Here is a 26,701-nt window from a genome sequence, read left to right as displayed (position 1 = left end):
GAGATCCACCGGTGCATCGCCGGCGCCCCGCTACCGGTTCCCGACAGCCTCGCGGCTTGACAAACCATAGGGGCATCGGCGCCGCCGTCCTCGTCCGCCCCGCCTCTACAGAACAGGGTTATGTCATCCGCACCGCAGGCACCTGCTGCCGCGCCCCCATCGACTTCGACGGTCTCACCCTCATCCGCATGACAGCCGTACCGCAAGCGAAGCCCAAGCAAAGCCTTCCTTGGCCCGCAGGTCACAAAGGGTCCTTCCGCCGACGCGGGGGTGTTCCGTTGCGTGCGGTCGCCGCGGCCACCGAGAAGTCGTTTTCCCCACCGATGCAGGGAGCCGACCATCCGTGAACGGTCGGCCGGGTGTCCATGGATGCCCACCACTGTGATCGCCGAGCGGATCGACTCAGTTCTACTGACGGCCCTCGAACCGTGTTGATGCGGCGGTGACCTGTGCATTCCGAGTACTTGGCCGGCTGCACCGCCCGGCGGGACGCGATCTCCTGGCCGGGACTCACGACACCCATCCTGCTGAAAGCGTGAGCATCTGGCAGGTGAATGCAACTCGCGCACTCAAATGAGCGGTATGTGAACACTGGCGGCCGAAATGCTCCCCTTTTCAGAGGAGGGTGTGCCTCCTGGTCGGGCGTCGATGGGGCCGTGTCCCACGACGTGGCGTAAGCGATCAAGCCCTTCGCGTTCCGGTGCGAGGGCCGTGGGGCAGCCCGCGAAGTGTCCCGTTGAAACGGTTCGGATACGCGATCCGTCGGAGTCAACCGTCCCCCACCCGCGGGTTCCGGAGCCTTGACCCCCTGTACCGCCTGGCAGGACGTCATTTCGCCCCCTCCTGCAAGGCCAACCGGGAGGAGGAGATGCGTACTGCGCACACCTACTTCGAGAAGCGGCCGAAGGCGTGCAGGCCGAAGGCAAGTGAACGAAGTAAGCGCCCCGCATCGGAGTTGACCGTTGCGGGGCGCTGTCGTAGGGGTCAGGCTTGGGCGGCGTACGAGACGAAGCTGTTCCACGTGGCGGGGGAGAGGGCGAGCTGCGGGCCGCGCCTGTCCTTGGAGTCCCGGACGCGGACCGCCTCGGCGGCTGCCGGCTCCTGCCAGGAGACGGCCACCTCGACGCAGTCGCCGTCTCCGCTGCTGCTGTAAGTGCTCTTGAACCAGGCCAGTTCACTCGTGCTCATCAGGCTCCTCGCATCTGCTGCAACAGGCCCAGGGAGTCTTCGAGGGAGAGAGCCTGCGAACGCATCCTGGCATACCTCATCTGGAGGACGCTGACCTCTTTCGGGTCGGAGAAGAAGAGGCCACCACGCTGCCCCTCGTTGTAGGCGAACCACCGGGCCTCGGGTGTCTCCAGCAACTGCATGGGGCCAGCCAGGCCTGCGTGGGCTGTTCGCTCCAACGGCATCACCTGCACCTCGACGTTGCGCAGTTCCGCCAGTTCCAGCACGTGGCCGATCAGCTCCCGTGTCACATCCACCCCGCCCGTGCGCCGCAGGAACAGATGCTCCTCCAGGATGAAGCTGAACGCCGTGTTCGGCCGCTCCCGCAGCAGCCTCTGCCGCTTCGCTCGCGCCACCCACTGGGCCTCGATCTGCTCATCACCCAGCGGCGGCAGTTGGTTCACGAACAGCGTGCGCGCATACGCCTCCGTCTGCAACAGTCCCGGAATCAGACGGCACTCGTACGTGTTGAGACTGATCGCCATCGCCTCCAGCCGCGCCCACTGCCGGAACCACGCCGCCAGCCCCGGCTGCCGTGCCAGATGGCCCGCGGCCTTCCGCAGCGCGCCCGTGTTGCCCAGGGCCTGCTCCGCCCGTTCCACGAAGGCCGGGTCCGGCATGCGGCGCCCCAGCTCCACCGATGCCACCGTGTGTTTGGAGAAGCGGACCTGCTCGCCCAGTTCCGCCCGGCTCAGTCCGGCGTGCTCCCGCAACGCCTGGACGACCGCCCCGAACGTCCGCAGACTGTCCGAGCACTCGGGTTCGCCGCCCGTGCCCGCCCCCACCGTGCTGTCCGCCACCATCGGCCACCTCCCGTGCACCCGCCCCGCCGTACACATCGAGCAACGACCGCGCTCACGGATAGTCACATGTACTGTCTATTGGGTGACTGCGTACGTTGCCGTAGCGTACGCAGTGCCTGCCGGGTGAAAGGGTGCTCCGGGGCACCAGGTTGGGCCCATGACCGCACTTCCCGCACCTCAACGGCCAGTTGCCATACGCATGTCCTGACCGGCTGTTATCCCCGGCAGGCCGTCGTCGAAGGCCTGCGCGAACGGCTCACCGCGGCAACCGCCGCCCGCCTGATCCCTGCCCGCCACTTCGCCCGGAACGTGAAGGAGACCGCGATGACCACCCCGCCGTCGTCCGTCGAGCACTCGCTCAATATCCGCAGGCCCTATTTCGACCTGATCGCGGCCGGATCCGAGGCCATCGAGATCCGCGTCGGCTATGCCAAGATCCGCAAAATGGCCGCCGGGGACCGGCTGCGGTTCAACTCCGGTGACGATACTCTCCTTGCCCGCATCACCGCCCTCAACGAGTACGGGTCCTTCGAGGAGATGCTGGACGCCGAGGACAACACCGCCATCGGCGAACCCGGTATGACCCGTGACCAGCTGCTGGCCGCCTGCCGCGACATCTACCCGCCCGAGAAGGAAGCCCACGGCGTCTTTGCCATTTACCTCGACCACCAGTCTGCATGAGACGGCTTCTTCTCCTTCCCCGGAGGAAGGGGGGAAGGACGGATGAGCGTGGTCAGTCGCGTATGGCCCCGTCCTTAGTCGGGCTCCTCCGACTCCGGCACCAGGCAGAGCCCGCTGTTGACGGACAGGACCGCCACTTCGTCACCGGAACGCCCCGCGGGTGCGGGGAGCAGAGCTTGATCCGCTCGGGCCCGTTGACCGCGGTGGGACCATCCCCGCGGGTGCGGGGAGCAGAAGGTCAACCACCCCGGCACCGCGCCGCGGCCGGGACCATCCCCGCGGGTGCGGGGAGCAGTCGCGCTGCTTCGCGAGGTCCTTGAGCTGCTTGGGACCATCCCCGCGGGTGCGGGGAGCAGGGAGCCATGCGCCTGCAGGTACAGGACGCGCTGGGACCATCCCCGCGGGTGCGGGGAGCAGCTGGCGGGCAGCGCGGCCATGGTCGCTGCCCAGGGACCATCCCCGCGGGTGCGGGGAGCAGGGATTCGCCGACGGCGGCCTGGCCGACGGCGGGGGACCATCCCCGCGGGTGCGGGGAGCAGACTACGGCGCATAGGTCTACTCTTCGAGATGAGGGACCATCCCCGCGGGTGCGGGGAGCAGGTGTGGCGGTACCGGCCCGGGGAGCACGTGTCGGGACCATCCCCGCGGGTGCGGGGAGCAGAGAGTTCCAGACTGGCGCGGAGCCGGCGGGGTGGGACCATCCCCGCGGGTGCGGGGAGCAGACCCAGCCGCAACGGCAGCCGCAGCCGTTGCAGGGACCATCCCCGCGGGTGCGGGGAGCAGGGATTCGCCGACGGCGGCCTGGCCGGCGGCGGGGGACCATCCCCGCGGGTGCGGGGAGCAGGAGTACTACGTCGGGCCGGTCACTGCCCGCTCGGGACCATCCCCGCGGGTGCGGGGAGCAGCCGCAGCCCGGTGCCGGGAACAAGACGATCGCGGGACCATCCCCGCGGGTGCGGGGAGCAGGAGCCGAGCGCGTAGCCAGCGGTCCACTTCCTGGGACCATCCCCGCGGGTGCGGGGAGCAGTCCCAGGCGGTCTTGAAGCCGTCCCGCACCGAGGGACCATCCCCGCGGGTGCGGGGAGCAGAAGTTCAACGAGCCCGCCGGCGGCAGCGTCACGGGACCATCCCCGCGGGTGCGGGGAGCAGGTCGGCCGCGGATACGTCAGCATCCGGCCGGAGGGACCATCCCCGCGGGTGCGGGGAGCAGAGACCCGACTCGGTGGCCTTCAGCGTCTCGCCGGGACCATCCCCGCGGGTGCGGGGAGCAGGCACCACCGTCGATGGCGCCCAGATCTACACCGGGACCATCCCCGCGGGTGCGGGGAGCAGTGGAACCCGTACCACGACGTGAACAGCTTGTCGGGACCATCCCCGCGGGTGCGGGGAGCAGACCGGCTCGAACGGTCTTGGGCCGGGTGATCAGGGACCATCCCCGCGGGTGCGGGGAGCAGTGAACTGGCCCGACACCGTGGCCGCAGCAATCGGGACCATCCCCGCGGGTGCGGGGAGCAGGCGCCTCAGCCGCGTCGGCGATCTGCTTCTCGGGGACCATCCCCGCGGGTGCGGGGAGCAGACTGCGCGACCTGCGGGTTTACGGCGCAGGTGCCGTGGTTTCCATGAGTTTCGCCGAGTCCGGCAAAAGGCGCATATGGCCCCTCCGGGTTCCTGTCGTGGAGGCCTGGTCAAAGATCCAACCTTAGGGTCGCCTCGGTGTCGGTGTCTGTGACTTGGGTTGAACCGGCGGCAGGTCCTCCCCATTTTCTTCATATTGAGCTCACGTTTCACTTACATCCTGTATGTATCTGGCATGACAGGCGAGGGGGGTGCCCCTGTGGGGCTTCACGCCCGGCTGAGCAGGCCGGCGTTGAGCGTGTGGGCCAAGCACGAGCGTGATTCCGACGGATGGCTGCCGTTGTGGCGGCACATGGAGGACAGTGCCGCCGTGGCCGGGCGGCTGTGGGACAAGTGGCTACCGCTGTCCGTGCGGAGACTGATCGCCGGTGCGCTGCCCGGTGGGGAGGCGGATGCACGCCGGCTGGTGGTGTGGCTGGCCGGTGTGCATGACATTGGAAAGGCGACGCCCGCGTTCGCCTGCCAGGTGGAGCAGTTGGCGCAGGTCATGCGTGGTCATGGGCTTCAGATGCGCTCGCGGCAGGCGATGGGCGCGGACCGGCGGCTCGCGCCGCACGGGTTGGCCGGACAGGTGCTGCTCGGGGAGTGGTTGGAGGAACGGCACGGCTGGACGGTCAAGCAGACCGGGCAGTTCACGGTGGCGGTGGGCGGGCATCACGGGGTGCCGCCCGAGCACGGCCAGATCCAGGCACTCGACCGTCACCCCTATCTGCTGCGCACGCACGGCCCGAGCCGGACGCTGTGGAAGCGGGTGCAGGAGGAACTGCTCGATGCCTGCGCGGACGAGTTCGGCGTACGGGAGCACCTGGCGGCCTGGCGGGCGGTGAAACTGCCGCAGCCGGCACAGGTGCTGCTCTCCGCACTGGTCATCGTCTCCGACTGGATCGCCAGCAATCCCGACCTCTTCCCCTACTTTCCCGAGGACGTACCCCGCACGGGCCCGGAGCGCATCGCGGCCGCCTGGCGTGGACTGGACCTGCCGGGCCCGTGGCGTGCCGAGGAGCCGGCCGAGGATGTGCAGGAGTTGTTCGCGTCCCGGTTCGACCTTCCGCCGGGGGCGAAGGTCCGGCCGGTGCAGGAGGCGGCTGTCGAACTGGCACGGGGGATGGACGAGCCGGGGCTGATGGTGATCGAGGCGCCGATGGGGGAGGGCAAGACGGAGGCCGCGCTCGCCGCTGTCGAGGTCCTTGCCGCGCGGTCCGGGGCGGGCGGTGTGTTCTTCGCGTTGCCGACGATGGCCACCGGCAACGCGATGTTTCCTCGCCTGCTGGACTGGCTCGACCGCCTGCCTGCCCCCAAAGGGACCCGTTACTCGGTGCTGCTCGCCCACTCCAAGGCTGCTCTCAACGACGACTTCGCCGATCTCATGGGCAGGAGCCGGCGGATCGCCGCGGTCGACCTGGACGGACCCGAGGAGCGTGAGTGGCGGCCGTCGAACCGTGACCGTTTCGCTGCCGCCCAACTCGTCGCGCACGCGTGGCTGCGGGGACGGAAGAAGGCCATGCTGTCGTCGTTCGTTGCGGGCACGGTCGATCAGTTGTTGTTCGCCGGGCTCAAGAGCCGACACCTGGCGATGCGTCACCTCGCGATCGCCGGGAAGGTCGCCGTCATCGACGAGGCGCACGCCTACGACACGTACATGAGCGTCTATCTCGACCGGGTGCTGTCGTGGCTGGGCGCGTACCGGGTGCCGGTGGTGGTGCTGTCCGCGACGCTGCCGGCCGGCCGGCGAAGGGAGCTGGCCGAGGCGTACGCGGGGAAGGCCACCGGCGAGGCCGCGGCCTCGTTCGACGCCGTTGCCCAGGCCGGTGACTATCCGCTCCTGACGGCGGTCACGCCCGGCGAGACGCCCATCATGCGGCGCCCTGCGGCCTCGGCCCGCGGCACGGACGTAGAACTGGAGCGGTTCGACGACGACGTGGACGTCCTCGCCGACCGGCTGGAGACGGAACTCGCCGGAGGCGGCTGCGTCCTCGTCGTACGCAACACCGTGCGCCGCGTCCTCGAAACAGCGGCCGTACTGCGGCAGAGGTTCGGGGACGCGAACGTCACCGTCGCCCACTCGTGCTTCATCGACGTCGACCGTGCCGCCAAGGACGCCGGTCTCCTCAAACGCTTCGGGCCGCCGGGCAAGGCCGACGACCGGCCGCAGTCGGCGCACATCGTCGTCGCCAGCCAGGTCGCCGAGCAGTCCCTGGACGTCGACTTCGACCTGCTGGTCACCGACCTCGCCCCGGTCGACCTCCTGCTGCAGCGCATGGGACGCCTGCACCGGCACCTACGTGGCGGCGAGGAGCAGACCGACCGGCCCGAGCGGCTGCGCCAGGCACGCTGCCTGGTCACCGGCGTCGACTGGAGCGCCCCCGTGCCCGCGCCTGTGCGCGGCTCGGTCGCCGTGTACGGGGCGTACGCACTGCTGCGTTCCGCTGCCGCCCTGCTGCCGCACCTCGACGGCGGCCGGGAGCGTCCCGTGAGGCTGCCGGCGGACATCAGTCCACTGGTGCAGCGCGCCTACGCCGACGGGCTTGACGGCCCGGCCGGCTGGGCGGAGGCGCTCGAGACCGCCCGCACGTGCCACGAGGAGCATCGCGCGGACCAGGCCGAGCGGGCCGCGACGTTCCGGCTGGATGCCGCCGCCCGCCCCGGCCGGCCGCTGTTCGGCTGGGTCGCAGCGGGCGTCGGCGACGCGGACGACACCCGCGAGGGGCGGGCCCAGGTACGCGACAGCCGCGAGAGCCTGGAGGTCGTGGTCGTGCAGCGGCGCGCCGACGGCACCCTGGCCACGCTGCCGTGGCTGGAGCCGGACCGCAGGGGCCGCCCCCTCGCCGGACTGGCACTGCCCACGGACCAGGTGCCGACCGCCCTCGCGGCCCGCACCGCGGCAAGCTGCGGACTGCGGCTGCCGATCCAGTTCGGCTACGCCGACGTCATGGACCAGGCGATCGACGAGCTCGAGAAACTTCACATTCAAGCCTGGCAGGTGAAAGACAGTCACTGGCTCGCCGGTCAGCTGATCCTGCCGCTCGACGAGGACTGTCAGACCCACCTGGCAGGCTTCCGTCTCCGGTACAGCCACAGCGACGGCCTTGAGGTGACCCGTGCCTGAAACCGGCCAGAACAGCAGCAGCGAGGGTGTGCTGTCGTTCGATCTGACCACCCGGCCGTGGATCCCCGTGCTCAGACAGGACGGCAGTCAGGGCGAGCTGTCGCTGCGCGAGGTGTTCGAGCAGGCACACGACCTGCGGCGCATCGTCGGTGACCTGCCCACCCAGGAGTTCGCCCTGGTCCGCCTGCTGCTCGCGGTCGCGCACGACGCACTCGACGGGCCGCAGGACACCGACGCGTGGGCGGATCTGTGGGCGGACGAGAACTGCTTCACGCCGGTCGGGGCGTATCTCGATGCGCACCGAGAGCGGTTCGACCTGCTGGGCGCCGACACGCCGTTCTTCCAGACCGCGGGTCTGCGGACCGCGCAGGACGAGGTGTTCTCCCTCAACCGGATCGTGGCCGACGTCCCCAACGGAGAGCCGTTCTTCACCGCTCGCATGCCCACCGTCGAGCGGCTCACCTTCGCCGAGGCGGCCCGCTGGGTCGTCCACGCGCACGCCTACGACACCTCCGGCATCAAGACCGGCGTGGAGGGTGACGAGCGCGTCAAGGGAGGCAAGGTCTACCCGCTCGGCGTCGGCTGGGCCGGGAACCTCGGTGGCGTCTTCGTCGAAGGCCGCACCCTGCGCGAGACGCTGCTGCTGAACCTGGTGGCCGCCGACACCTCCAACCTGGAGATCGACGAAGCGGACGCGCCGGCATGGCGCAGGGAGCCGTGCGGCCCGGGCGGCGCCGAGCGCGCCCCTACCGGCGTACGCGACTTGTACACCTGGCAGACGCGGCGCCTGCGGCTCCACTTCGACGAGACTGGCGTGCACGGCGTCGTCCTCGGCTATGGCGACCCGCTCACCGCCCGCGACCGTCAGCACCGGGAGCCGATGACCGCCTGGCGGCGGAGCAAGCCTCAGGAGAAGAAGCTCCGCAGGAGTCCGGTCTACCTGCCGCGCGAGCACGCTCCCGAGCGCTCCGCATGGCGCGGGATCGGCGCACTGGTCGCCACCGAGGCCGAAAAGACCCAAGGGCCGGAGCCTGCCGACTATCTGCGACCGGGGATCCTGGAGTGGGTGGCCCGCCTGGTGACGGAGGGAGAGCTGGAACGCGGCTTCCTCGTCCGGGCCCGGATCATCGGCGCACGCTACGGCACGCAGCAGTCCGTGATCGACGAGATCGTCGACGACCACGTGGCCATGGCCGTCGTCCTGCTCCACCAGCAGGACCGCCGCTACGCCGAGCAGGCCGTCGCGGCCGTCGGCGACGCCGACCTCGCGGTCAACGCGCTCGGTGACCTCGCCACCAACCTGGCCCGCGCGGCCGGCACCGAGGCCGACGGACCCCGCTCCAGCGCACGCGATCTGGCCTACGGTCTCCTCGAAGCCCCGTACCGCACCTGGCTCGCACACCTCGCCGACACCGACGACCCGTACGTGCAGCGCACCGTCTGGCAGCAGCAGGTGTACCGGATGGTCGGCGGGCTCGGCGGGCTCGGCGACCGGCTGATGGCCGCGGCCGGGGACGCGGCCTGGCAGGGCCGGATCGTCCAGCTCAAGCACGGCACCGGCACCGAGTGGTTCAACTCCGCGCTCGCCGGCAAGTGGTTCCGCGCCGCTCTGCACAAGGGCCTGGGACGCCCCGACTCCTCCGACATGCCGCCGGACGCGGACGCAGCGCCGGCGCCCGAGACGACCGTGAAGGCACCCGCATGACCACCGCCACCGCACCTGCCACCCCGCGCGAGCGGGTCGCCCGGCTCGCCGCCGGCCACATCGCCGCCCTGCAACGGGGCTATCTCGACGATCAGTCCCATGCCGTCGCGGCCCTTGCCCGGCTCCGGCGCGGCGCCGGTCGGGAAGCCGGGCAGCTACCGGACCTATGGGCCCTGATCGACACCGGCCCCCTGCACGAAACCCCGGACGGTGCCCGGCCGTTGAGTGAGCGCGAACTGGTCCGGGCCGAGGACGCCCTGCACGTCGCGCTCACCCTCTACGCGCTGCACCAGCAGTCCCGCCGCTCCGGCATGCACCAGGCCGACCGGCCGGATCGCCGCCAGGGCCTGGGAGCCGCGGTGCGCCGGATGATGAAGCCCGGCGAGATCGACGAACCCGTGCACAAGCGCCTGGTCCGGGCCGGCACCGCCCCCGACCTGGCCGTCCTCGCCCAGCGGCTGCGCGACATCGTCGTCCTGTTGCGCCGCGAGGACATCGAACTCGACCACGCGCTACTCGCCGGACAGCTCTACACCTGGCAGTGGCCCGGCGGCGCGGACACCGTCCGCAGGGAGTGGGGCCGCTCCTTCCACGCCTGGCACGACCAGCCCAAGGACGGCGCTCCCGCCTCCGCCGGCTTCGACACCACCAGCACCACGGACACCGACAAGGACGCCTCGTGAACCGCATCTTCCTCGACGTGCACGCCCTGCAGACTGTCCCGCCCAGCAACCTCAACCGCGACGACACCGGCGCGCCCAAGACCGCGGTGTACGGGGGAGTGCCGCGCGCCCGCGTCTCCAGCCAGGCATGGAAGCGGGCCACCCGCACGTACTTCAAGGACGAGCACCTGCTGGACGCGAGCGAGCTCGGCGTACGGACCAAGAAGATCGTGGAGGCGGTCGCCGGCCGGATCACCGCCCTCGATCCCTCTCTCACCGGGGAGACCGCGCTGCGGATCGCGGACGAGACCGTGAAGGCCGCGGGGCTGAAGACCGAGGTCCCCAAGCGCAAGGCAGCCGCGGCCAAGGACAGTGAGCCGGAACCGGCACCCCAGTCCAAGTACCTGGTGTTCCTCAGCGCCCGCCAACTCGACGGCCTGGCCCGCCTCGCCGTCGAGGGCGCTGCCGACATCACGGCGTATCTGAAGGAGAAGGAGAACAAGGGCAGGGCGAAGCAGATCGCGGACACCCTCCACTCCGTCGACATCGCCCTGTTCGGCCGCATGGTGGCGGACGATGCCGACATCAACGTCGACGCCGCCGTCCAGGTCGCTCACGCCATCAGCGTCCACCGGGTGGAGAACGAGTCCGACTACTACACCGCCGTCGACGACGAGAACACCGACGCGGAGACCGGCGCCGGCATGATCGGCACCGTCGACTTCAACTCCGCCACCCTCTACCGCTACGCCGCTCTCGGCATCCACCAGCTCGCCGCCAACCTCGGACAGGGCCTGCGCGACGACGAGCCGCGCACCGATCCGGTCCGCCGGGCCGTCGAGGCGTTCGTCCACGGCTTCGTCGCTTCCCTGCCCACCGGGAAGATCAACACCTTCGGGCACCACACGCTGCCCGACGCCGTGATCGTCAAGCTGCGCACCACCCGGCCCGTCAGCTTCGTCGCCGCCTTCGAGGACCCGGTGCGCGGCGAGACGGGCGGCTACGTCTGTGAGGCCTCCGAGCGCCTGGCCGAGTACATCCCCGACATCGAGCGGGCGTACGGCGACGAGGACTCCACGCTCACCTGGGTGCTGCGCGTCGGTCCGAACACCCAGAAGCTCGCCGGGATCGGCACCGAGTCGCAGAACATCGGCGAACTCGTCGCCGCCGTCGGCCAGGCCGTCGCCGAGCGCCTGGAGAAGCCCGCATGAGCGTGCTCACCCTCCGGCTCGCGGGCCCCCTGCAGTCCTGGGGGGCCTCGGCCCGCTTCGCCCGCCGGACCACCGAGTCCGCCCCCACCAAGAGCGGCGTCATCGGCATGCTCGCCGCCGCGGCCGGCATCCAACGCGGCGACGACGACAGGCTGGAGCCGCTGGCCGCCCTGCGGTTCGGCGTCCGCATCGACCAACCCGGAACCCGAGTACGGGACTTCCAGACCGCCCACCACGGCGTCACCGGCAAATCCATGCCGCTGTCCGAACGCTTCTACCTCGCCGACGCCGTGTTCGTCGCCGCCCTCGAAGGCGACCGCCCGCTGCTCGCCGAGCTGCACGCAGCGCTGCGCGCCCCGGTGTACGCGCCGTTCCTCGGCCGCCGCTCCTGCCCGCCCTCCCTCCCGGTCGAGCTCCACCTCCACGACCACGGTGGCCTGCAGGACGCGCTGCGCGAGGAACCGTGGCAGGCCTCGCCCTGGTACCGCAAGCAGTACCGCGGCCGGGGCGATGTCGAACTGACCGTGCTGCGCGAGGCGGACGAGCACGAGCAGAACACCGCGGACACCCTGCGCGACCAGCCGCTCAGCTTCGCCGCCGAGCACCGGCGTCACACTCTGCGCGCCCAGGTCGGCTACAGCGTGCGCATCCCCAACCCGTCCGCCCGGCAACTGCCCCGGCACGACCCGTTCGACGCCTTGGACGAAGAGAGCGCCTGATGTTCCTCACCCGCTTCCGCGTGAACACCGCGCGGCCCGGTGCCCGCCGCCTGCTGTCCTCACCGCAGGCCATGCACGCGGCCGTCATGTCGTCGTTCCCGGCGCTGCTGCCCACCGACACACCCGCGCCCGACGGCCCGCGTGTGCTGTGGCGCCTCGACCACACCGCCCGCGCCGAGGTCATGCTGTACGTCGTCAGCCCCGACCGGCCCGACCTCACCCATCTCGTCGAACAAGCCGGCTGGCCCGCCGCAGCCGCCGCCGACCCGGCCGACCCGGCCGAACCGGGCTGGCAGAGCCGCCCCTACGGCCCGCTCCTCGACCGGCTCGCCGTCGGCGACCGATGGGCGTTCCGTCTCACCGCCAACCCCGTCCACCACGCCCGCCGCAAGGACGGCGAACCGACCAAGCGCACCGCGCATCTCACCCCGGTGCATCAGATGGGCTGGCTCCTCAAGCGCCAGGAGGCATGCGGCTTCCGCGTACTGGAAAAAGCAGACGGCAAGCGGCTGCTCCCCGGCGGTACCACCCACACCGAGCAGCCCCACCACGGCGACCGGTACGAACTGACCGTCCGCGACAAACGCGCCCTCGCTTTCGACAAGTCCCGTAGCACCGGCGCCCAGGGCGGCCGCCGGGCACCCGTCAGCCTGGTCACCGTCACATTCGACGGCCGCCTCGAGGTCACCGACCCGCGGCTGCTGCGCCGCGCCCTGACCCAAGGAGTCGGCAAGGCCAAGGCATACGGCTGCGGCCTGCTCACCCTGGCACCGCTCGGCAAGACAGGGTGAGACGGTGACCATAGTCTCCCGGCGCGCTGCACTCACCCCGCGCCAACTCACCCGCACCGGCGAACGGCTGTCCTTCATCTACCTCGAGCGCTGCACCGTGCACCGGGACGCCAACGCCATCACCGCCGAGGATGCCGACGGCACCACCCACATTCCGTCGGCGACCATCGGCACCCTCCTCCTCGGACCCGGCACCCGCATCACCCACCAGGCGATGAGCGTCCTCGGCGAAACCGGCGCCGCCGTCTGCTGGGTGGGAGAGCAGGGCGTGCGCTACTACGCCGGCGGCCGCGCCCTGACCCGCTCCTCCGCACTCGCCGAAGCACAAGCCATGCAGTGGGCCAACATCCGCAGCCGACTCGCCGTCGCCCGCGCCATGTACCGACTGCGTTTCCCCGACGAGGACCCCGCAGGCCTCACCCGCCAGGAACTCCTCGGCCGCGAAGGCAGCCGCGTCAAGGACTGCTACCGGGCCCAGTCCGCCCGCACCGGCGTCCCCTGGCGCGGCCGCCGCTACACCCCCGGCGACTTCACCAGCGGCGACCCCGTCAACCAGGCCGTCACCGCCGCCGCCCAGTGCATGTACGGCATCGCCCACGCAGTCGTCGCCTCCCTCGGCTGCAGCCCGGCCCTCGGTTTCGTCCACTCCGGCCACGAACTGTCCTTCGTCCTCGATATCGCCGACCTGTACAAGACGGAGATCGGCATCCCGATCGCCTTCGACGTCGCCGCCGAGGACGAGGAGGACGTCGGCCCGCGCACCCGCCGTGCCCTACGGGACCGCATCAACGAGACGTCCCTGCTCGACCGCTGCGTCAACGACATCAAACGCCTCCTGCTGCCGGAGGCCGCGCCGGCCGGGGCGACGAACGACGACCGCGACGTCGTCACCCTCCAGAGCGACGGCGGCCACACCGTCGCCGCGGGCCGCAACTACGGCGGCGGAACCGATGATCACGACGCCTACGACGACGTGGAGCTCTCCTGGTGACCGTCATCGTCCTCACCAACTGCCCACCCAGCCTGAGGGGTTTCCTCACCCGCTGGCTCCTCGAGATCTCCGCCGGTGTCTTCATCGGCAACCCGTCCGCCCGGATCCGCGACCTGCTCTGGGACGAGGTCCAGCAATACGCCGACCAAGGCCGTGCCCTCCTCGCCCACACGACGAACAACGAACAGGGCTTCACCTTCCGCACCCACGACCACGCCTGGCACCCGGTCGACCACGAGGGCCTCACCCTGATCCGCCGCCCGAACGCCCAGAGCTCCTCGAACGCCGCGACCACCCCACGGAAGGGCTGGAGCAACGCGTCCAAGCGACGGCGGTACGGCAGGAGCCGATGAGCGCATCCATGCCCCTTATCGACGCTTTGCCGGAATCGGTGAAACTCATGAAAACCACGGCACCTGCGCCGTAAACCCGCAGGTCGCGCAGTCTGCTCCCCGCACCCGCGGGGATGGTCCCGTGTTGCCGGGGTCCGCCAGGGCCGGATTCGACTGCTCCCCGCACCCGCGGGGATGGTCCCACCAGGCAAGCCAGGGTGACCGCCGCCGATGCCTGCTCCCCGCACCCGCGGGGATGGTCCCTGTGAAGTTGTCTCGCTGGTACGACCCGTGTACTGCTCCCCGCACCCGCGGGGATGGTCCCTCGCCGACCTCGTGGTGGAAGCGCGCGATGAGCTGCTCCCCGCACCCGCGGGGATGGTCCCTAGACCGCTCGTGTGGTCGTGGTCTTCTACAACTGCTCCCCGCACCCGCGGGGATGGTCCCGCGGACAAGACCGGTGTGGTGAAACGGGTCCGCTGCTCCCCGCACCCGCGGGGATGGTCCCCCACCGCCCATTAGCTCCAGATTGGCGTCTCCCTGCTCCCCGCACCCGCGGGGATGGTCCCCAGTTCGTGACCCAGGCCAGGGTGTTGACGGTCTGCTCCCCGCACCCGCGGGGATGGTCCCCAGTTCGTGACCCAGGCCAGGGTGTTGACGGTCTGCTCCCCGCACCCGCGGGGATGGTCCCGCTGCGGGCCCGGCCAGGAGCTGAGGGGGATGCTGCTCCCCGCACCCGCGGGGATGGTCCCTCAAGCCACTGGGGGCGGACATGGAAGTGAAACTGCTCCCCGCACCCGCGGGGATGGTCCCTCAGCTCCCCCGTCACCGCGGGGAATTCAGTTCTGCTCCCCGCACCCGCGGGGATGGTCCCAAGCAGCGGTTCGTCGGCACTGGCCTGTCGGTCTGCTCCCCGCACCCGCGGGGATGGTCCCTCACTCAGGCCCGCAAGGACCGGGACGCTGGTCTGCTCCCCGCACCCGCGGGGATGGTCCCTGGGCGTCGGCTCGTTCGGTGCCGTCGACCTGCTGCTCCCCGCACCCGCGGGGATGGTCCCTCACTCAGGCCCGCAAGGACCGGGACGCTGGTCTGCTCCCCGCACCCGCGGGGATGGTCCCTGGGCGTCGGCTCGTTCGGTGCCGTCGACCTGCTGCTCCCCGCACCCGCGGGGATGGTCCCTCACTCAGGCCCGCAAGGACCGGGACGCTGGTCTGCTCCCCGCACCCGCGGGGATGGTCCCTGGGCGTCGGCTCGTTCGGTGCCGTCGACCTGCTGCTCCCCGCACCCGCGGGGATGGTCCCTCACTCAGGCCCGCAAGGACCGGGACGCTGGTCTGCTCCCCGCACCCGCGGGGATGGTCCCGGGAGCGTGCCGGCCACGTACCAGTACCAGCTCTGCTCCCCGCACCCGCGGGGATGGTCCCGCGACGCAGGCGTCCATCGACAAGGCGGCCGGCTGCTCCCCGCACCCGCGGGGATGGTCCCTGGGGCTCCGATAGCCGAAACTTTGGCCGCTACTGCTCCCCGCACCCGCGGGGATGGTCCCGGCCACGCCATCATCTACGGCGACCCCAAGGGCTGCTCCCCGCACCCGCGGGGATGGTCCCAGCGTCCACGTGTTCGCGGCGACCGCGAGACTCTGCTCCCCGCACCCGCGGGGATGGTCCCCGTGCCTGCCGGGCCATCATCCGCCCGCCGCTCTGCTCCCCGCACCCGCGGGGATGGTCCCGCGCCCACGGGCGTGGTGTGGCTGTCCGACGCCTGCTCCCCGCACCTGCGGGGATGGTCCCACGCTGTCAGGGTCGGTGGGCGGCTGACCGGTCTGCTCACCGCACCCGCGGGGTGTTCCGGACGCGCAGGCCAGGGCAAGTGAGTGAAAGCAAGCGCCCCGCATCGGAGTTGATCGTTGCGGGGCGAGTCGTAAGGCGTCAGGCCTGGGCGGCGTACGAGACGAAGCCGTTCCACGCGGCGGGGGAGAGGGCGAGCTGGGGGCCTTGCTTGTCCTTGGAGTCGCGGACGCGGACGGCCTCGACGCGAGCTGACGCCTGCCAGGAGACGGCTACTTCCACACAATCGTCCCCCTCGGAGCCGCTGTAGCTGCTTTTGAACCAGGCCAGTTCGGACGTGCTGCTCATGGCGCTCCTCGCAATCGCTTGAGCAAGCTCACGGAGTCATCGGGGGTTAGAGCCTGCGTGCGAAGTTTCGCATACCGCTGGTGAAGAACGCTGATCTCTTTCCGGTCGGTGATGAGCCGTCCGTTTTTCTGTCCCTCCGAGTACCCGAACCACTGGTTCTCCGGCGTCTCTGCCAACCGCATCGGTCCATCCAGCCCAGCATGGACCGGCCGTCGCAACGGCATCACCTGCAGCTCCACGTTCCAGTGCCGCTCCACCACCCCCAACAGGTGGTCCAACAGCCCCTGCGTCACCTCCTCCCCACCCGTGTGTCGCTCCAACACTGCCTGCTCCAGGATGAAGCTGAACGCCGTCGGAGGCTTCCTCTTGGTCGACAGCAGCTCCTGCCGCGCCAGCCGCGCAGCGATCCGTGCGTTCATCTCCTCCTCGTCCGGCAGCGGCGGCACGCTTAGCGACACCGCCCGCGCGTAGGCCTCCGTCTGCAACAGGCCCGGTACGACCCGGCATTCGTACGTGCACAGGCTGATCGCCATCGCCTCCAGCCGTGCCCACTGCCGGAACCACGCCGCCAGCCCCGGCTGTCGGGCCAGATGGCCCGCGGCCTTCCGTAGCGCGCCCGTGTTGCCCAGGGCCTGCTCCGCCCGTTCCACGAAGGCCGGGTCCGGCATGCGGCGGCCCAACTCCACCGATGCCACCGTGTGTTTGGAGAAGCGGACCTGCTCGCCCAGCTCCGTCCGGCTCAGGCCGGCGTGCTCCCGCAGCGCCTGGACGACCGCCCCGAACGTCCGCAGACTGTCCGAGCACTCGGGTTCGCCGCCCGTAACCGCCCCCACCGTGCTGTCCGCCACCATCGGCCACCTCCCGTGCACCCGCCCCGCCGTACACATCGAGCAACGACCGCGCTCACGGGTAGTCACATGTACTGCCCAGTCCGCAACCGCGTACGTTGTCGCGGCGTACGCAGTGTCCACCTGGTGAAGGGGCGTCCTGAGCCGCCAGGTTGGGCCCATGACCGCACCATCCGCGCCTCAACGGCCGGTTACCGTAAGTACGTTCACCCAGCGCTTCAGCTCCACTCCGCTCGGCGCCCGCCTCGCCCGGCACCTCGCCCTCGCTCAACTGCACACCTGGGGCATCCCGCACGGCACCCCACCCTCCGACGCCGCCACGATCGTCGGCGAGCTGACCGCCAACGCCGTGACCCACGGCCGTGTACCGGGCCGTGACTTCGAGCTGCGCCTGACGCACACCCCGGGCGCCCTGCTGCGTATCGAGGTGTCCGACACCCGCGGTGAACGCCGGCCGCCGGGGCCCGCCGACCTGGCGCCAACGCCGCCATCGCTCGACGAGACCGGCCGGGGCCTGTTCCTCGTCGACGCGCTCGCCGACCGCTGGGAGGTGCTGGACCGCGTGTCCCGGGGCGTGGCCCTGCCCGGCAAGACCGTCCGCGCCGAACTCGATCTGCGCTCCGCGTGAGGCGGCCCGTCCTCAGCCAGGTTCCTCCGTCCCCGGACGCGGGGCCAGGTCGAGCCCGCTGTCGACGGGCAGGGTCTCGCGGTAGCCGGTGTACATGTGCTCTGTGGCGAGGCGGACCAGGAGTTCCTCGTCCGCCGCGCGGGCGGCCTCCAGGATGGCGCGGTGTTCGCTCACCATGAGCGGGACGTTGCCGGCCTCGTGGACGTAGGAGCGGGTGATGCGGCGGTTGACCGGGTGGTCCCAGAGGGTGTCGACCATCCGCAGGAGCAGCGCGTTGTCGCAGGGCTCGATCAGCAGGCGGTGGAACGCCCGGTTGAGTTCGAAGTGTGCTGCCGCGTCGGCCGGGTCGGTGGCCGCCATCTCCTCGATCGCCGCCGCCAGCCGGGCCAGCCGGGCCCGGTCGTGCCGGCCGCAGGCCAGCCGCAGGGCCAGCGTCTCCAGGGACTGCCGTACCTGGTAGACCTCGGCGATGTCCTTGGGCTGCAGGGCGTTGACGATGTATCCGCTGCCCGGGAGCCAGGTGACCAGCCCCTCGTGGGCGAGGCGGTTCAGCGCGTCCCGGACCGGGGTGCGGGACACGCCCAGGCGCTCCGCCACCTGCTCCTGGACCAGGGTGGCGTCGGCTTCCAGGGCGCCCGAGACGATCTCGTCGCGGAGTCGCTCGTACACCCGGACTCCCAACGGCCGGGTGTCCCTGGGGTCGCTCCGCAAAGGCCGCAACTCTGTTCTCCGTCCTGAGCGCCGTTCCGGACCGGGATCGGACCGGGATCGGACCGGGTTTTCGGTTCCGTTCCGTCGAAGAATTCCATCTCGCGCGGACCGTTGTCTTCCCTGAACTCACTGTATACGGTGTGCGCACTGCATCCAGAGGAGGTCTGGCCGTGTTCGTTCTGAACACCTGGTATGTCGCTGCCTGGTCCACCGAAGTCACCCGCAAGCCCGTACGTCGGGTCATCTGCAAGCAGCCGATCGTGCTGTACCGCACCCAGGACGGCGCGGCCGTGGCCCTCGCCGACCGCTGCGCCCACCGCGCCTACCCGCTGTCCGCCGGCCGCACCGTGGGGGACTCCGTCGAGTGCGGGTACCACGGGTTCGCCTACGGGCCCGACGGCGTGTGCACCCGCGTCCCCGCCCAGGCCGCCATCCCCGCCCGGGCCCGCGTACGCCGCTACCCGGTCGTGGAGAAGGACGGCTGGATCTGGGTGTGGACCGGCGACGAGGACCTCGCCGACGAGAGCCTGGTCCCCGACACGCACTGGATGAACGACCCCGAGTGGGCGACGGTCACCCACACGATGCTCTTCGAGTGCCGGCACGACCTCATCCACGACAACCTGCTCGACCTCACCCACGAGACGTTCCTGCACAAGACGACCGTCGGTGACGACTACATCCCCGAGTACGGCATCACCGTCGAGGTGGACGGCACCGTGGTGACCGTGGACCGGCTCATGCCCGGCGTCCAGGCGCCGCCGCTGTACGCGCGGACCATGGGCACCGAGGGCCTGTACGACCGGTTCCACGCCACCGAGTTCCACATCCCGAGCTACCACGTGCTGCACTCCGGCATCACGGCCCAGGGACGCCCGCGCGAGGAGGGGTACCTCATCAAGGTCCTCAACGGGATCACCCCGGTCGACGAGCGGACCACCTGGTACTACTACGCGTTCAGCCGCAACTTCGCGGTCGACGCCGAATGGGCCACCAAGGAGCTCGAGGTCGGGCTGGAGACCGTGCTGCGCGAGGACGCCGACGCGCTGCGCGAGCAGGAGATCGGGATGCGGGAGCGCCCTGACGGCGAGCACGACGTCCTCATCGGCCAGGACGCCGGTGTCGCCAAGGCCCGCCGGATCCTCACCCGGATGCTGGCCGCCGAGCAGACCTCCGAGTAGCCGGACGGACCGCCGCCCGGACCGTGCAGGCCTGACCGCCGTGCCGCGGCTGCACCGGCATCGACTTCGACGCACCGGGGCGCTGGATCGGCGCCCTCACCACCTGGCCCCCACCACCTGGCCCCACCACCTGGCCGCCCACCGTCCGGACGCCGCCGGCCCGGCTGGTCCGACCGGCCCGGCTGGTCCGCCACCCGCTGACACCCCCCGCATCTGTCCTGCCCTGCCCTCCCTCCAGAAGGACGATCCCGTGCGCCACCCGATACGCCTCCCCCTCCTCGCCGCCGCCCTCGCCCTGGCCGTCGCCGGCTGCACCAACGCCTCCGCCGGAGGCGAGTCCGCCGCCTCCGGACCGTCCGCCCCGGCCTCCGGCGGGCCCGCCGTCGAGGCCGAGGTGGACACGGCGGCTGCCGGGCTGCTCCCCGCCGACATCAAGTCCAAGGGCGTCCTCGCGGTGGCGAGCGACGCCTCCTACCGGCCGTTCGAGTACTTCGACACCGACAACAAGACGATGATCGGCTTCGACATCGACATGACCGACGCCCTCGGCGCCAAGCTGGGCCTGAAGGTCGACCACGTCAACGCCGGATTCGACGGCATCCTGCCCGGCCTGGCCGCCCGCAAGTTCGACATCGGCGCCTCCGCCTTCTCCATCACCCCGGAGCGGTCCAAGACCGTCGACTTCGTGCCCTACCTCAACGCCGGATCGGGACTCGCCGTCAAGGCGGGCAACCCGCTGGGTCTGAAGATGGACCCGATGGCGCTGTGCGGGCACACCGTCGCGGCCCAGAAGGGCAGCATCCAGGGCATCAGCCAGCTCCCCGCCATCTCCAAGACCTGCACCGGCGCGGGCAAGGCCCCCGTCAAGGCCGACCTGTTCCCCTCGCAGGACGGCGCCAACCTGGCCGTCGTCAGCGGCCGGGCCGACGCGGTCATGGCCGACTCGGTCCCCCTCACGCTGCAGGCCAAGGCGTCCAACGGCCAGTTCGAGGTCGCACCCGGCACCGACTACGAGCCGACCCCCCTCGGCATCGCCATGCCCAAGGGATCCCCGCTCAAGCCGGCCCTGGACGCGGCCATGAAGGCCCTGATCTCCGACGGCACCATGGAGTCGCTCGCGAAGAAGTGGGACGTCCCCACCGGCCTGCTCCCGAAGTCCGGGAGCTGACATGACCTCCCTGCCCGCCCCTGCCGCCCCTCCCGCCCCGGACATCGACAAGGCGGCGGACCCCGACCTGACCGTCGTCCCCAAACGGCACCCCGCCCGCTGGCTCACGGCCGCCGTGCTGCTGCTGATCGGCGCGGCGACACTGCGATCGGTGTTCACCAACCCCCGCTTCGGCTGGGACGTCGTCAACACCTACCTGCGGGACATCTCCATCGCCCGCGGACTGGCCGTCACCCTGGAGCTCACCGCCGTCTGCATGATCATCGGCGTCGTGCTGGGCGTCGTCCTGGCGGTGATGCGTCTGTCGGTCAACCCGGTCGTACGGTCGGCGGCGTATCTGTATGTCTCGTTCTTCCGCGGCACACCGGTGCTCGTACAACTGCTGTTCTGGTACAACCTGGCGGCGCTCTACCCGACGCTGTCCTTCGGGATCCCGGGCCTGTCCCTCGACGCCAACCGGCTGATCACCCCGCTGGTCGCGGCCATCCTCGGACTGGGACTGAACGAGGCGGCCTACATGTCGGAGATCGTCCGCGCCGGCATCCTGTCCGTGGACCAGGGCCAGGGCGAGGCCGCCGGAGCACTGGGCCTGACCAGGACGCAGACCATGCGCCGGGTGATCCTGCCGCAGGCGATGCGGGTGATCATCCCGCCGACCGGCAACGAGACGATCGGCATGCTCAAGACCACGGCCCTGGTGAGCGTACTGGCCGTGCCCGACCTGCTCTACTCCGCGCAGATCCTGTACTCGCGCAACTTCCAGACCATTCCGCTGCTCATCGTCGCCAGCATCTGGTACATGGTCGTCACCAGCGTCCTCACCATCGGCCAGTTCTACGTCGAGCGCCGCTTCGCGCGCGGCAACCGCACGCTGCCCCCGACCCCGCTGCAGCGGCTGAGACAGATGTTCAGCACCCACGCGCCGATCGCCACCGGGAGGCAGCCATGACCGTCGACGGTGCCGCCGCGGACCTCGTCCCGATGGTCAGGGCCGAGAAGGTCCGCAAGCACTTCGGCCGGCTGGAGGTCCTCAAGGGCGTCGACCTGGAGGTGCGGCGGGGCGAGGTGGTCTGCCTCATCGGCCCCTCCGGCTCGGGCAAGAGCACCTTCCTGCGCTGCATCAACCACCTGGAGACCGTCGACGGCGGCCGGATGTGGGTGGACGGCCAGGTCATGGGCTACGAGCAGCGCGGAAACAAGCTGCACGAGCTCGGTGACAAGGAGATCTGCCGCCGGCGCACCCAGATCGGCATGGTGTTCCAGCACTTCAACCTGTTCCCCCACATGACGGTGCTGGAGAACCTCGTCGAGGCCCCGCGGCGGGCGCTGAAGGAGTCCGGGGAGGCCGCCACCGAGCGAGCCCTGGACCTGCTCGACCAGGTGGGGCTCAAGGACAAGGCCCGGGCCTACCCCCGGCACCTGTCCGGCGGGCAGCAGCAGCGCGTGGCCATCGCCAGGGCGCTGTGCATGCGGCCCAAGCTGATGCTGTTCGACGAGCCCACCTCGGCCCTGGACCCCGAACTCGTCGGCGACGTGCTCACCGTGATGCGGGACCTGGCCGCATCCGGCATGACCATGGTCGTGGTCACCCACGAGATGGGCTTCGCCCGCGACGTCGCCGACCGGGTGGCCTTCTTCGACGCCGGCCAGGTCGTCGAGACAGGGCCCGCCCAGCAGGTCATCACCGAACCCCGGCACGCGCGGACCAGGGCCTTCCTGGCCGCGGTGCGGTGAGCCCGCCACCTCCCACGAGTTTCCACGAGTGAGTGATGAAGGAGAACAACCGATGAGGCTCCTGCTCCGCGCCAACGCCCACCGGCAGGTGGACGGCGGCTGCCGGGAGGTCGCGGCCGCACCGGACACGCCCCGCCGCGAGCCCTGGCAGTGGCAGGTACGGCTGCTCGCCGCCGGGCACGGCCCCTCGACGGCCCCGCAGCCCGGCGCGCGGCGGATCGCCGAACCCCTGCCGGACGGGGCGGTCCTGGAGGTCACGGCCGACCCCGCCGCGGTCCGCCCCGGCGTGGAGGTCGTCGACCCCGGCGCCGGGACGACCCTGGAGCGCGCCGAGGGCGACGTCGTGGTCCTGGTCTCCTCCGGGGGACGGCTGCTGGTGGAAGGGCGGCACCTGCTGGCGGACGCGGACGCGATGGTGCTGGCGGGGGCCGACGACCCGCTGAGCGTGGACGTCCGGCGCCCGGACGGCGCCGGCACCGCCGGTGCCCCCGACAGCCCGGACGCACGGCTCGCCGTGATCCGCCTGTCCCCCGCCGGGGACCGCGCCCTGAGCTGGGTGCCGTGATGGCGGCGGCACCCGTCGCGGACGGGGAGCAGCGGCTGCGGCTGCGCGTGGCCGCGCTGGTCTGGGAGGCCGAGGGGGTGGTCTCGGTGCACCTGCGGCGGCCCGACGGCGGCGACCTGCCGGCGTGGGAGCCCGGAGCACACGTGGACCTGCGCCTGCCCGGCTCCGTCACCCGGCAGTACTCCCTCGACGGACCGCCCGCGGACCGGTCCCTCTGGCGCGTCTCCGTCCTCCGGGAACCGGCTTCCCGTGGCGGCTCCCGGGCGGTGCACGAGGCCCTCCGCCCGGGGGAGGAGGTCGACGTGGTCGGGCCGCGCAACCGGTTCCCGCTCGTCGACGCCCCCGAGTACCTGTTCGTCGCCGGCGGCATCGGCATCACCCCGCTGCTGCCGATGCTGGAACAGGCCGTCTCCCGCGGGGCCCGCTGGTCCCTGCTGTACGGCGGACGGACGCGGGCGAGCATGGCCTTCCTCCCGGAGCTGGCCCGCTACGGCGACCGGGTGCAGGTGCGCCCGCAGGACGAGTACGGCCTGCTCGACCTGGAGCCCTTCCTGGGGACGCCACGTGAGGGTACGGCGGTGTACTGCTGCGGCCCCGAGCCGCTGCTCGCCGCCGTCGAGCGGATCTGCGCCCCCTGGCCCCCGGGCACCCTGCACACCGAGCGGTTCACCGCGGCCCCCCGGGAGTCCGACGGCGACGACGCCGACGGGGAGTTCGAGCTGGTGCTGCAGCGGACCGGACGCAGCGTCACCGTGCCCGAGGGCAGGACGATCCTGGAGGCGCTGGAGGACCACGGCATCGAGGCACCGAACTCCTGCCGCGAGGGCATCTGCGGCACCTGCGAGACCAAGGTCGTCGAGGGCGTCCCCGACCACCGGGACAGCCTGCTGTCGCCGGAGGAGCGCGAGGCCAACGACACCATGATGATCTGCGTCGGCCGCGCCCGGTGCGCCCGGCTCGTGCTCGACCTGTGACGCGGGCCGACCGGCCGGCTCACCGGGTCTGCCGGGGCTGGGGCCGGGGGTCTGCCTGCCGGACGGCAGGCGGCGCGGCTCCGGTGGGGCAGGGTGCCTGGGCGCAGCGGCAGCGCGATCAGCCTGCCCCCGCCGGAGCCGACGCCGTGCGCGGTGTACACGGTGAACCGCCGGTGGACGCATGCGGAAGGGGCCGGTGACCCGGAATCCGGGTCACCGGCCCCTTCCTCTGCGGCAAGCGGTCCGCGCAGGCCGCGCAGGGCCTGGACCGCGGCCTGGGGCCGCTTGCCGAAGTCGTGCAGTCCGCCAGTTCGCCGTCCGGTCCGCGCCGGACGTCATGCGGATCAGCCCGCCGACCGGTGCCCGGGCCGGTCCGGCAGCAGGTGCTCGCGGCCGAACATGGACGCCGCGGCCCGCGCGGACGGCGTACCGGCGTCGAGATCCGCACCCGCCTCCCGCAGTACGGCCACCACCTCGTCCGCGCCCTTGAACAGGGCGCCGGCGATGGGGGTCTGGTCGCGGGAGTTGCGCAGGTCCGGGTCGGCGCCGAGGCGGAGCAGGGCTTGTACCGTGCCGGCATGGCCGTGGTAGGCGGCGAGCATCAGGAGGCTGTTGCCCCCTGCGTCGGTCACGTCGACCGGCAGCCCGTGCTCGACGAACTCCACCAGCTGCTCGGTGCTGCCCTCGCGGGCGAGGTCCATGGCGATGGCCACGACGCGATCCGTCTGCTCAGGAGTCAGTGCACCACTGCTCATGCGTACCTCCTGGTCGTGCGGTTCCGCGGGTCTCTTCGGTACGGCCGCTGTACGGCTGCCGTACCGAAGAGACCCGCGCCCGGCGTGCGTGCCGGCAGCACGCACGCCGGACGCGGGTGTGTGAGGACCCGCGGTGGCCTGAGCGGCCGGGTGGCTCAGAGCTGGCCGGCGGCCAGGGCCTCGATCGCCTTGCGGACGCCTTCGCCGTAGGCCGGGTCGGCCTGGGTGCAGTTGGCGATGTGCCGCTCGACGGTCTGCTGCGACGCGCCGTTGATCGCGCGTGCCGTGTTCTCGAAGAGCACCTGCTGCTGCTCCGGGGTCATCAGCCGGAACAGGTTGCCGGGCTGCTCGAAGTAGTTGTCGTCGTCCTCACGGAAGTTGAACCGGTCGGCGACCGCGCCCACGGCCAGGGCCGGCTCGCGGTAGGCCGGCTGCTCCGGCCAGCGGCCGTACGAGTTGGGCTCGATGCCCGGGGTGGAGCCCTGGTTGCCGTCGACCCGCATGGCGCCGTCGCGGTGGTAGGTGTTCACCGGGTTCTTCGCGGAGTTGACGGGGATCTGGTGGTGGTTCACGCCGAGGCGGTAGCGCTGGGCGTCGCCGTAGGAGAAGAGCCGGCCCTGCAGCATCTTGTCGGGCGAGTAGCTGATGCCCGGAACCACGTTCGCCGGGGTGAAGGCGGCCTGCTCGACGTCCGCGAAGTAGTTCGCGGGGTTGCGGTTGAGCTCCCACTCGCCGACCTCGATCAGCGGGTAGTCCTTCTTCGACCAGACCTTGGTGAGGTCGAAGGGGTGGAAGCGGTAGTTCTCCGCGTCGGCCTCCGGCATGATCTGGACGAACAGCTTCCACTTCGGGAAGTCGCCCCTCTCGATCGCCTCGTAGAGGTCGCGCTGGTGGGACTCGCGGTCCTTGCCGACCAGGGCCTCGGCCTCGGCGTCGGTGAGGTTCTTGATGCCCTGCTGGGTGCGGTGGTGGAACTTGACCCAGAACCGGTTGGTGCGCGGGTCGCGCTTCACCGCGCGGTTGAGGTCCGGGAACTTCAGCGGGTCGCGGAAGAAGAACACCGGGGTGTTGTTCCCGACCAGGTCCCAGTTGCCCTCGTCCGTGTAGAACTTCAGGGCGAAGCCGCGGATGTCGCGCTCGGCGTCGGCCGCGCCGCGCTCGCCCGCGACGGTGGAGAACCGGGCGAACATCTCGGTCTTCTTGCCGACCTCGGAGAAGATCTTCGCGCTCGTGTACCGCGTGATGTCGTGGGTCACCGTGAAGGTGCCGAACGCGCCCGAGCCCTTGGCGTGCATCCGGCGCTCCGGAATGACCTCGCGGTCGAAGTGCGCGAGCTTCTCCAGAAACCACACGTCCTGCAGGAGCATCGGACCGCGCGGACCGGCCGTCAGGGAGTTCTGGTTGTCGGCAACCGGTGCGCCGGCAGCCGTGGTCAACGGCTTCTGGTTGTTCTCGGGCAAAGCTCGCTCCTCGGTGAGTGGTTCGTCGCGTGCGTTCAGGACCCGGCTCCTGGCCGGTCGTGTCCTTGTCCCCGCGGAAGTCTGTCCCTGGCGTGGATCATTACCGATCCTACAATGGACGAAGTCCAAGTCAAGTAGGGCTCCAGGGGTGTATGCGGTCTCGATTTTGGTCGAACCGCTGTTACGCTGACACATATGAGTGACCTGTTGGGGAGACTTCGGACGCGTGGCTGGCGCCTCACGGCGCAGCGGCGCGTGGTGGCCGAGGTGCTCGACGGCGACCACATCCATCTGACCGCGGACGAGGTGCACGCGCGGGCGGTACGGAGGCTGCCGGAGATCTCGCGGGCGACGGTCTACAACACCTTGGGCGAACTGGTGAACCTGGGCGAGGTCGCCGAGGTCTCGACGGACCACCGGGCCAAGCGCTACGACCCGAACGCGCACCGCCCCCACCATCACCTGCTGTGCGCCCGCTGCGGCGCGATCCGGGATGTGCACCCGGTGGGCGATCCGCTCGCCGACCTTCCGGAGTCGGAGCGCTTCGGCTTCTCGGTGTCCGAGGTGGAACTCACGTACCGCGGTGTCTGCCCGGACTGCGCGGCCTGACGGCACGACCTGACGGGCAGAGCCCGGCCGCCCCGCCCCGCGCGCCGGCCCGTCGCGCACGCCGCGCTGCC

Annotated in this window: 25 protein-coding genes and 2 CRISPR repeat arrays; of the genes, 18 read left to right on the top strand and 7 right to left on the bottom strand. The window is 71.0% G+C overall.

Annotated elements, in window-relative coordinates:
- Positions 1–11 precede the first annotated feature (11 nt).
- Positions 12–347, top strand: coding sequence for a type I-E CRISPR-associated endoribonuclease Cas2 (locus DEP02_RS35455; RefSeq protein ID WP_332871936.1), 336 nt, complete (start codon positions 12–14; stop codon positions 345–347).
- A 637-nt stretch (positions 348–984) separates the two neighbouring features.
- On the opposite strand, the gene DEP02_RS08835 is transcribed toward DEP02_RS35455, so the two are convergent.
- Together DEP02_RS08835 and DEP02_RS08830 are read right to left on the bottom strand one after the other, a co-directional pair.
- A complete protein-coding gene (locus DEP02_RS08835) occupies positions 985–1,188 on the bottom strand; it encodes a DUF397 domain-containing protein (protein WP_112466792.1) in 204 nt (67 codons plus the stop codon).
- A complete protein-coding gene (locus tag DEP02_RS08830) occupies positions 1,188–2,030 on the bottom strand; it encodes a helix-turn-helix domain-containing protein (RefSeq protein WP_232839021.1) in 843 nt (280 codons plus the stop codon). Before DEP02_RS08830 ends, DEP02_RS08835 begins: the two co-directional genes overlap by 1 nt.
- Positions 2,031–2,354: 324 nt before the next feature.
- On the opposite strand from DEP02_RS08830, the gene DEP02_RS08825 reads away from it, so the two are divergent.
- The 9 genes from DEP02_RS08825 (at position 2,355) to cas2e (ending at position 13,884) form a co-directional block, all read left to right on the top strand.
- On the top strand, positions 2,355–2,711 hold the full coding sequence (locus DEP02_RS08825; protein ID WP_112466790.1) for an ASCH domain-containing protein: 357 nt from the start codon (positions 2,355–2,357) through the stop codon (positions 2,709–2,711).
- Between the two features lie 205 nt (positions 2,712–2,916).
- Positions 2,917–4,287: direct repeats of the CRISPR family, unit length 29 nt; unit sequence GGGACCATCCCCGCGGGTGCGGGGAGCAG.
- Between the two features lie 351 nt (positions 4,288–4,638).
- Complete coding sequence (gene cas3, locus DEP02_RS33905) at positions 4,639–7,452, top strand: CRISPR-associated helicase Cas3' (protein ID WP_232839020.1); 2,814 nt, start codon at positions 4,639–4,641, stop codon at positions 7,450–7,452.
- Complete coding sequence (gene casA, locus DEP02_RS33900) at positions 7,445–9,157, top strand: type I-E CRISPR-associated protein Cse1/CasA (RefSeq protein WP_232839019.1); 1,713 nt, start codon at positions 7,445–7,447, stop codon at positions 9,155–9,157. Before cas3 ends, casA begins: the two co-directional genes overlap by 8 nt.
- Positions 9,154–9,840 carry a type I-E CRISPR-associated protein Cse2/CasB gene (gene casB, locus DEP02_RS08815; protein WP_112466789.1) on the top strand — a complete coding sequence of 229 codons (687 nt, stop codon included), beginning with the start codon at positions 9,154–9,156 and terminating at the stop codon, positions 9,838–9,840. Before casA ends, casB begins: the two co-directional genes overlap by 4 nt.
- Positions 9,837–11,030 (top strand): type I-E CRISPR-associated protein Cas7/Cse4/CasC, encoded by a 1,194-nt coding sequence (gene cas7e, locus DEP02_RS08810; protein WP_112466788.1) that lies wholly within the window; start codon positions 9,837–9,839, stop codon positions 11,028–11,030. Before casB ends, cas7e begins: the two co-directional genes overlap by 4 nt.
- Entirely contained in the window at positions 11,027–11,749 is a 723-nt protein-coding gene (gene cas5e, locus DEP02_RS08805; protein WP_112466787.1) for a type I-E CRISPR-associated protein Cas5/CasD, read from the top strand. Before cas7e ends, cas5e begins: the two co-directional genes overlap by 4 nt.
- A complete protein-coding gene (cas6e, locus tag DEP02_RS08800; RefSeq protein WP_112466786.1) occupies positions 11,749–12,540 on the top strand; it encodes a type I-E CRISPR-associated protein Cas6/Cse3/CasE in 792 nt (263 codons plus the stop codon). The genes cas5e and cas6e overlap by 1 nt, the downstream gene beginning before the upstream one ends.
- Before the next feature lie 4 nt (positions 12,541–12,544).
- The gene (gene cas1e, locus DEP02_RS08795; protein ID WP_112466785.1) at positions 12,545–13,531 is read left to right on the top strand and encodes a type I-E CRISPR-associated endonuclease Cas1e; all 987 of its coding nucleotides are present in this window, start codon (positions 12,545–12,547) and stop codon (positions 13,529–13,531) included.
- Positions 13,528–13,884: a type I-E CRISPR-associated endoribonuclease Cas2e gene (cas2e, locus tag DEP02_RS08790; protein ID WP_112466784.1), complete on the top strand. Its 357-nt coding sequence runs from the start codon at positions 13,528–13,530 to the stop codon at positions 13,882–13,884. Before cas1e ends, cas2e begins: the two co-directional genes overlap by 4 nt.
- A gap of 92 nt (positions 13,885–13,976) precedes the next feature.
- Positions 13,977–15,652: a CRISPR direct-repeat array (repeat unit 29 nt; unit sequence CTGCTCCCCGCACCCGCGGGGATGGTCCC).
- Positions 15,653–15,790: 138 nt separating this feature from the next.
- Here the strand turns inward: cas2e and DEP02_RS08785 are convergent.
- Positions 15,791–15,997, bottom strand: coding sequence for a DUF397 domain-containing protein (locus tag DEP02_RS08785; protein WP_112466783.1), 207 nt, complete (start codon positions 15,995–15,997; stop codon positions 15,791–15,793).
- Positions 15,994–16,848: a helix-turn-helix domain-containing protein gene (locus tag DEP02_RS08780; protein ID WP_112466782.1), complete on the bottom strand. Its 855-nt coding sequence runs from the start codon at positions 16,846–16,848 to the stop codon at positions 15,994–15,996. The genes DEP02_RS08785 and DEP02_RS08780 overlap by 4 nt, the downstream gene beginning before the upstream one ends.
- Positions 16,849–17,005: 157 nt before the next feature.
- Between DEP02_RS08780 and DEP02_RS08775 the strand changes: the two genes are divergently transcribed.
- Positions 17,006–17,473: an ATP-binding protein gene (locus tag DEP02_RS08775; protein WP_112466781.1), complete on the top strand. Its 468-nt coding sequence runs from the start codon at positions 17,006–17,008 to the stop codon at positions 17,471–17,473.
- A gap of 12 nt (positions 17,474–17,485) precedes the next feature.
- On the opposite strand, the gene DEP02_RS08770 is transcribed toward DEP02_RS08775, so the two are convergent.
- On the bottom strand, positions 17,486–18,142 hold the full coding sequence (locus tag DEP02_RS08770; protein ID WP_157977389.1) for a GntR family transcriptional regulator: 657 nt from the start codon (positions 18,140–18,142) through the stop codon (positions 17,486–17,488).
- 212 nt (positions 18,143–18,354) lie between these two features.
- Here DEP02_RS08770 and DEP02_RS08765 point away from each other — a divergent pair, with 212 nt between their 5' ends.
- From DEP02_RS08765 to DEP02_RS08740, 6 genes are all read left to right on the top strand, one after another.
- A complete protein-coding gene (locus DEP02_RS08765) occupies positions 18,355–19,365 on the top strand; it encodes an aromatic ring-hydroxylating dioxygenase subunit alpha (RefSeq protein WP_198668352.1) in 1,011 nt (336 codons plus the stop codon).
- A 250-nt stretch (positions 19,366–19,615) separates the two neighbouring features.
- Entirely contained in the window at positions 19,616–20,533 is a 918-nt protein-coding gene (locus DEP02_RS08760) for an ABC transporter substrate-binding protein (RefSeq protein ID WP_112466779.1), read from the top strand.
- Between the two features lies 1 nt (position 20,534).
- Positions 20,535–21,482: an amino acid ABC transporter permease gene (locus DEP02_RS08755; RefSeq protein WP_112466778.1), complete on the top strand. Its 948-nt coding sequence runs from the start codon at positions 20,535–20,537 to the stop codon at positions 21,480–21,482.
- Positions 21,479–22,267 carry an amino acid ABC transporter ATP-binding protein gene (locus DEP02_RS08750; protein ID WP_269809354.1) on the top strand — a complete coding sequence of 263 codons (789 nt, stop codon included), beginning with the start codon at positions 21,479–21,481 and terminating at the stop codon, positions 22,265–22,267. The genes DEP02_RS08755 and DEP02_RS08750 overlap by 4 nt, the downstream gene beginning before the upstream one ends.
- Positions 22,268–22,319: 52 nt before the next feature.
- The gene (locus tag DEP02_RS08745) at positions 22,320–22,832 is read left to right on the top strand and encodes a hypothetical protein (RefSeq protein WP_112466777.1); all 513 of its coding nucleotides are present in this window, start codon (positions 22,320–22,322) and stop codon (positions 22,830–22,832) included.
- Complete coding sequence (locus DEP02_RS08740) at positions 22,832–23,806, top strand: PDR/VanB family oxidoreductase (RefSeq protein ID WP_112466776.1); 975 nt, start codon at positions 22,832–22,834, stop codon at positions 23,804–23,806. Before DEP02_RS08745 ends, DEP02_RS08740 begins: the two co-directional genes overlap by 1 nt.
- Positions 23,807–24,150: 344 nt before the next feature.
- Here DEP02_RS08740 and DEP02_RS08735 read toward each other — a convergent pair whose 3' ends face one another.
- Both DEP02_RS08735 and DEP02_RS08730 read right to left on the bottom strand, forming a co-directional pair.
- Entirely contained in the window at positions 24,151–24,561 is a 411-nt protein-coding gene (locus tag DEP02_RS08735) for an ankyrin repeat domain-containing protein (RefSeq protein ID WP_112466775.1), read from the bottom strand.
- 155 nt (positions 24,562–24,716) lie between these two features.
- Positions 24,717–26,021 (bottom strand): catalase, encoded by a 1,305-nt coding sequence (locus DEP02_RS08730; protein ID WP_112466774.1) that lies wholly within the window; start codon positions 26,019–26,021, stop codon positions 24,717–24,719.
- A gap of 195 nt (positions 26,022–26,216) precedes the next feature.
- Between DEP02_RS08730 and DEP02_RS08725 the strand changes: the two genes are divergently transcribed.
- Positions 26,217–26,630, top strand: a complete 414-nt coding sequence (locus tag DEP02_RS08725; RefSeq protein ID WP_112466773.1) for a Fur family transcriptional regulator — start codon at positions 26,217–26,219, stop codon at positions 26,628–26,630.
- The last annotated feature ends 71 nt before the right edge of the window (positions 26,631–26,701 follow it).

Origin of the sequence: Streptomyces triticisoli, assembly GCF_003270085.1 — a bacterium.
Classification (GTDB): Bacteria; Actinomycetota; Actinomycetes; order Streptomycetales; family Streptomycetaceae; genus Streptomyces; species Streptomyces triticisoli.
This window is presented reverse-complemented; position numbering and strand designations above follow the sequence as displayed.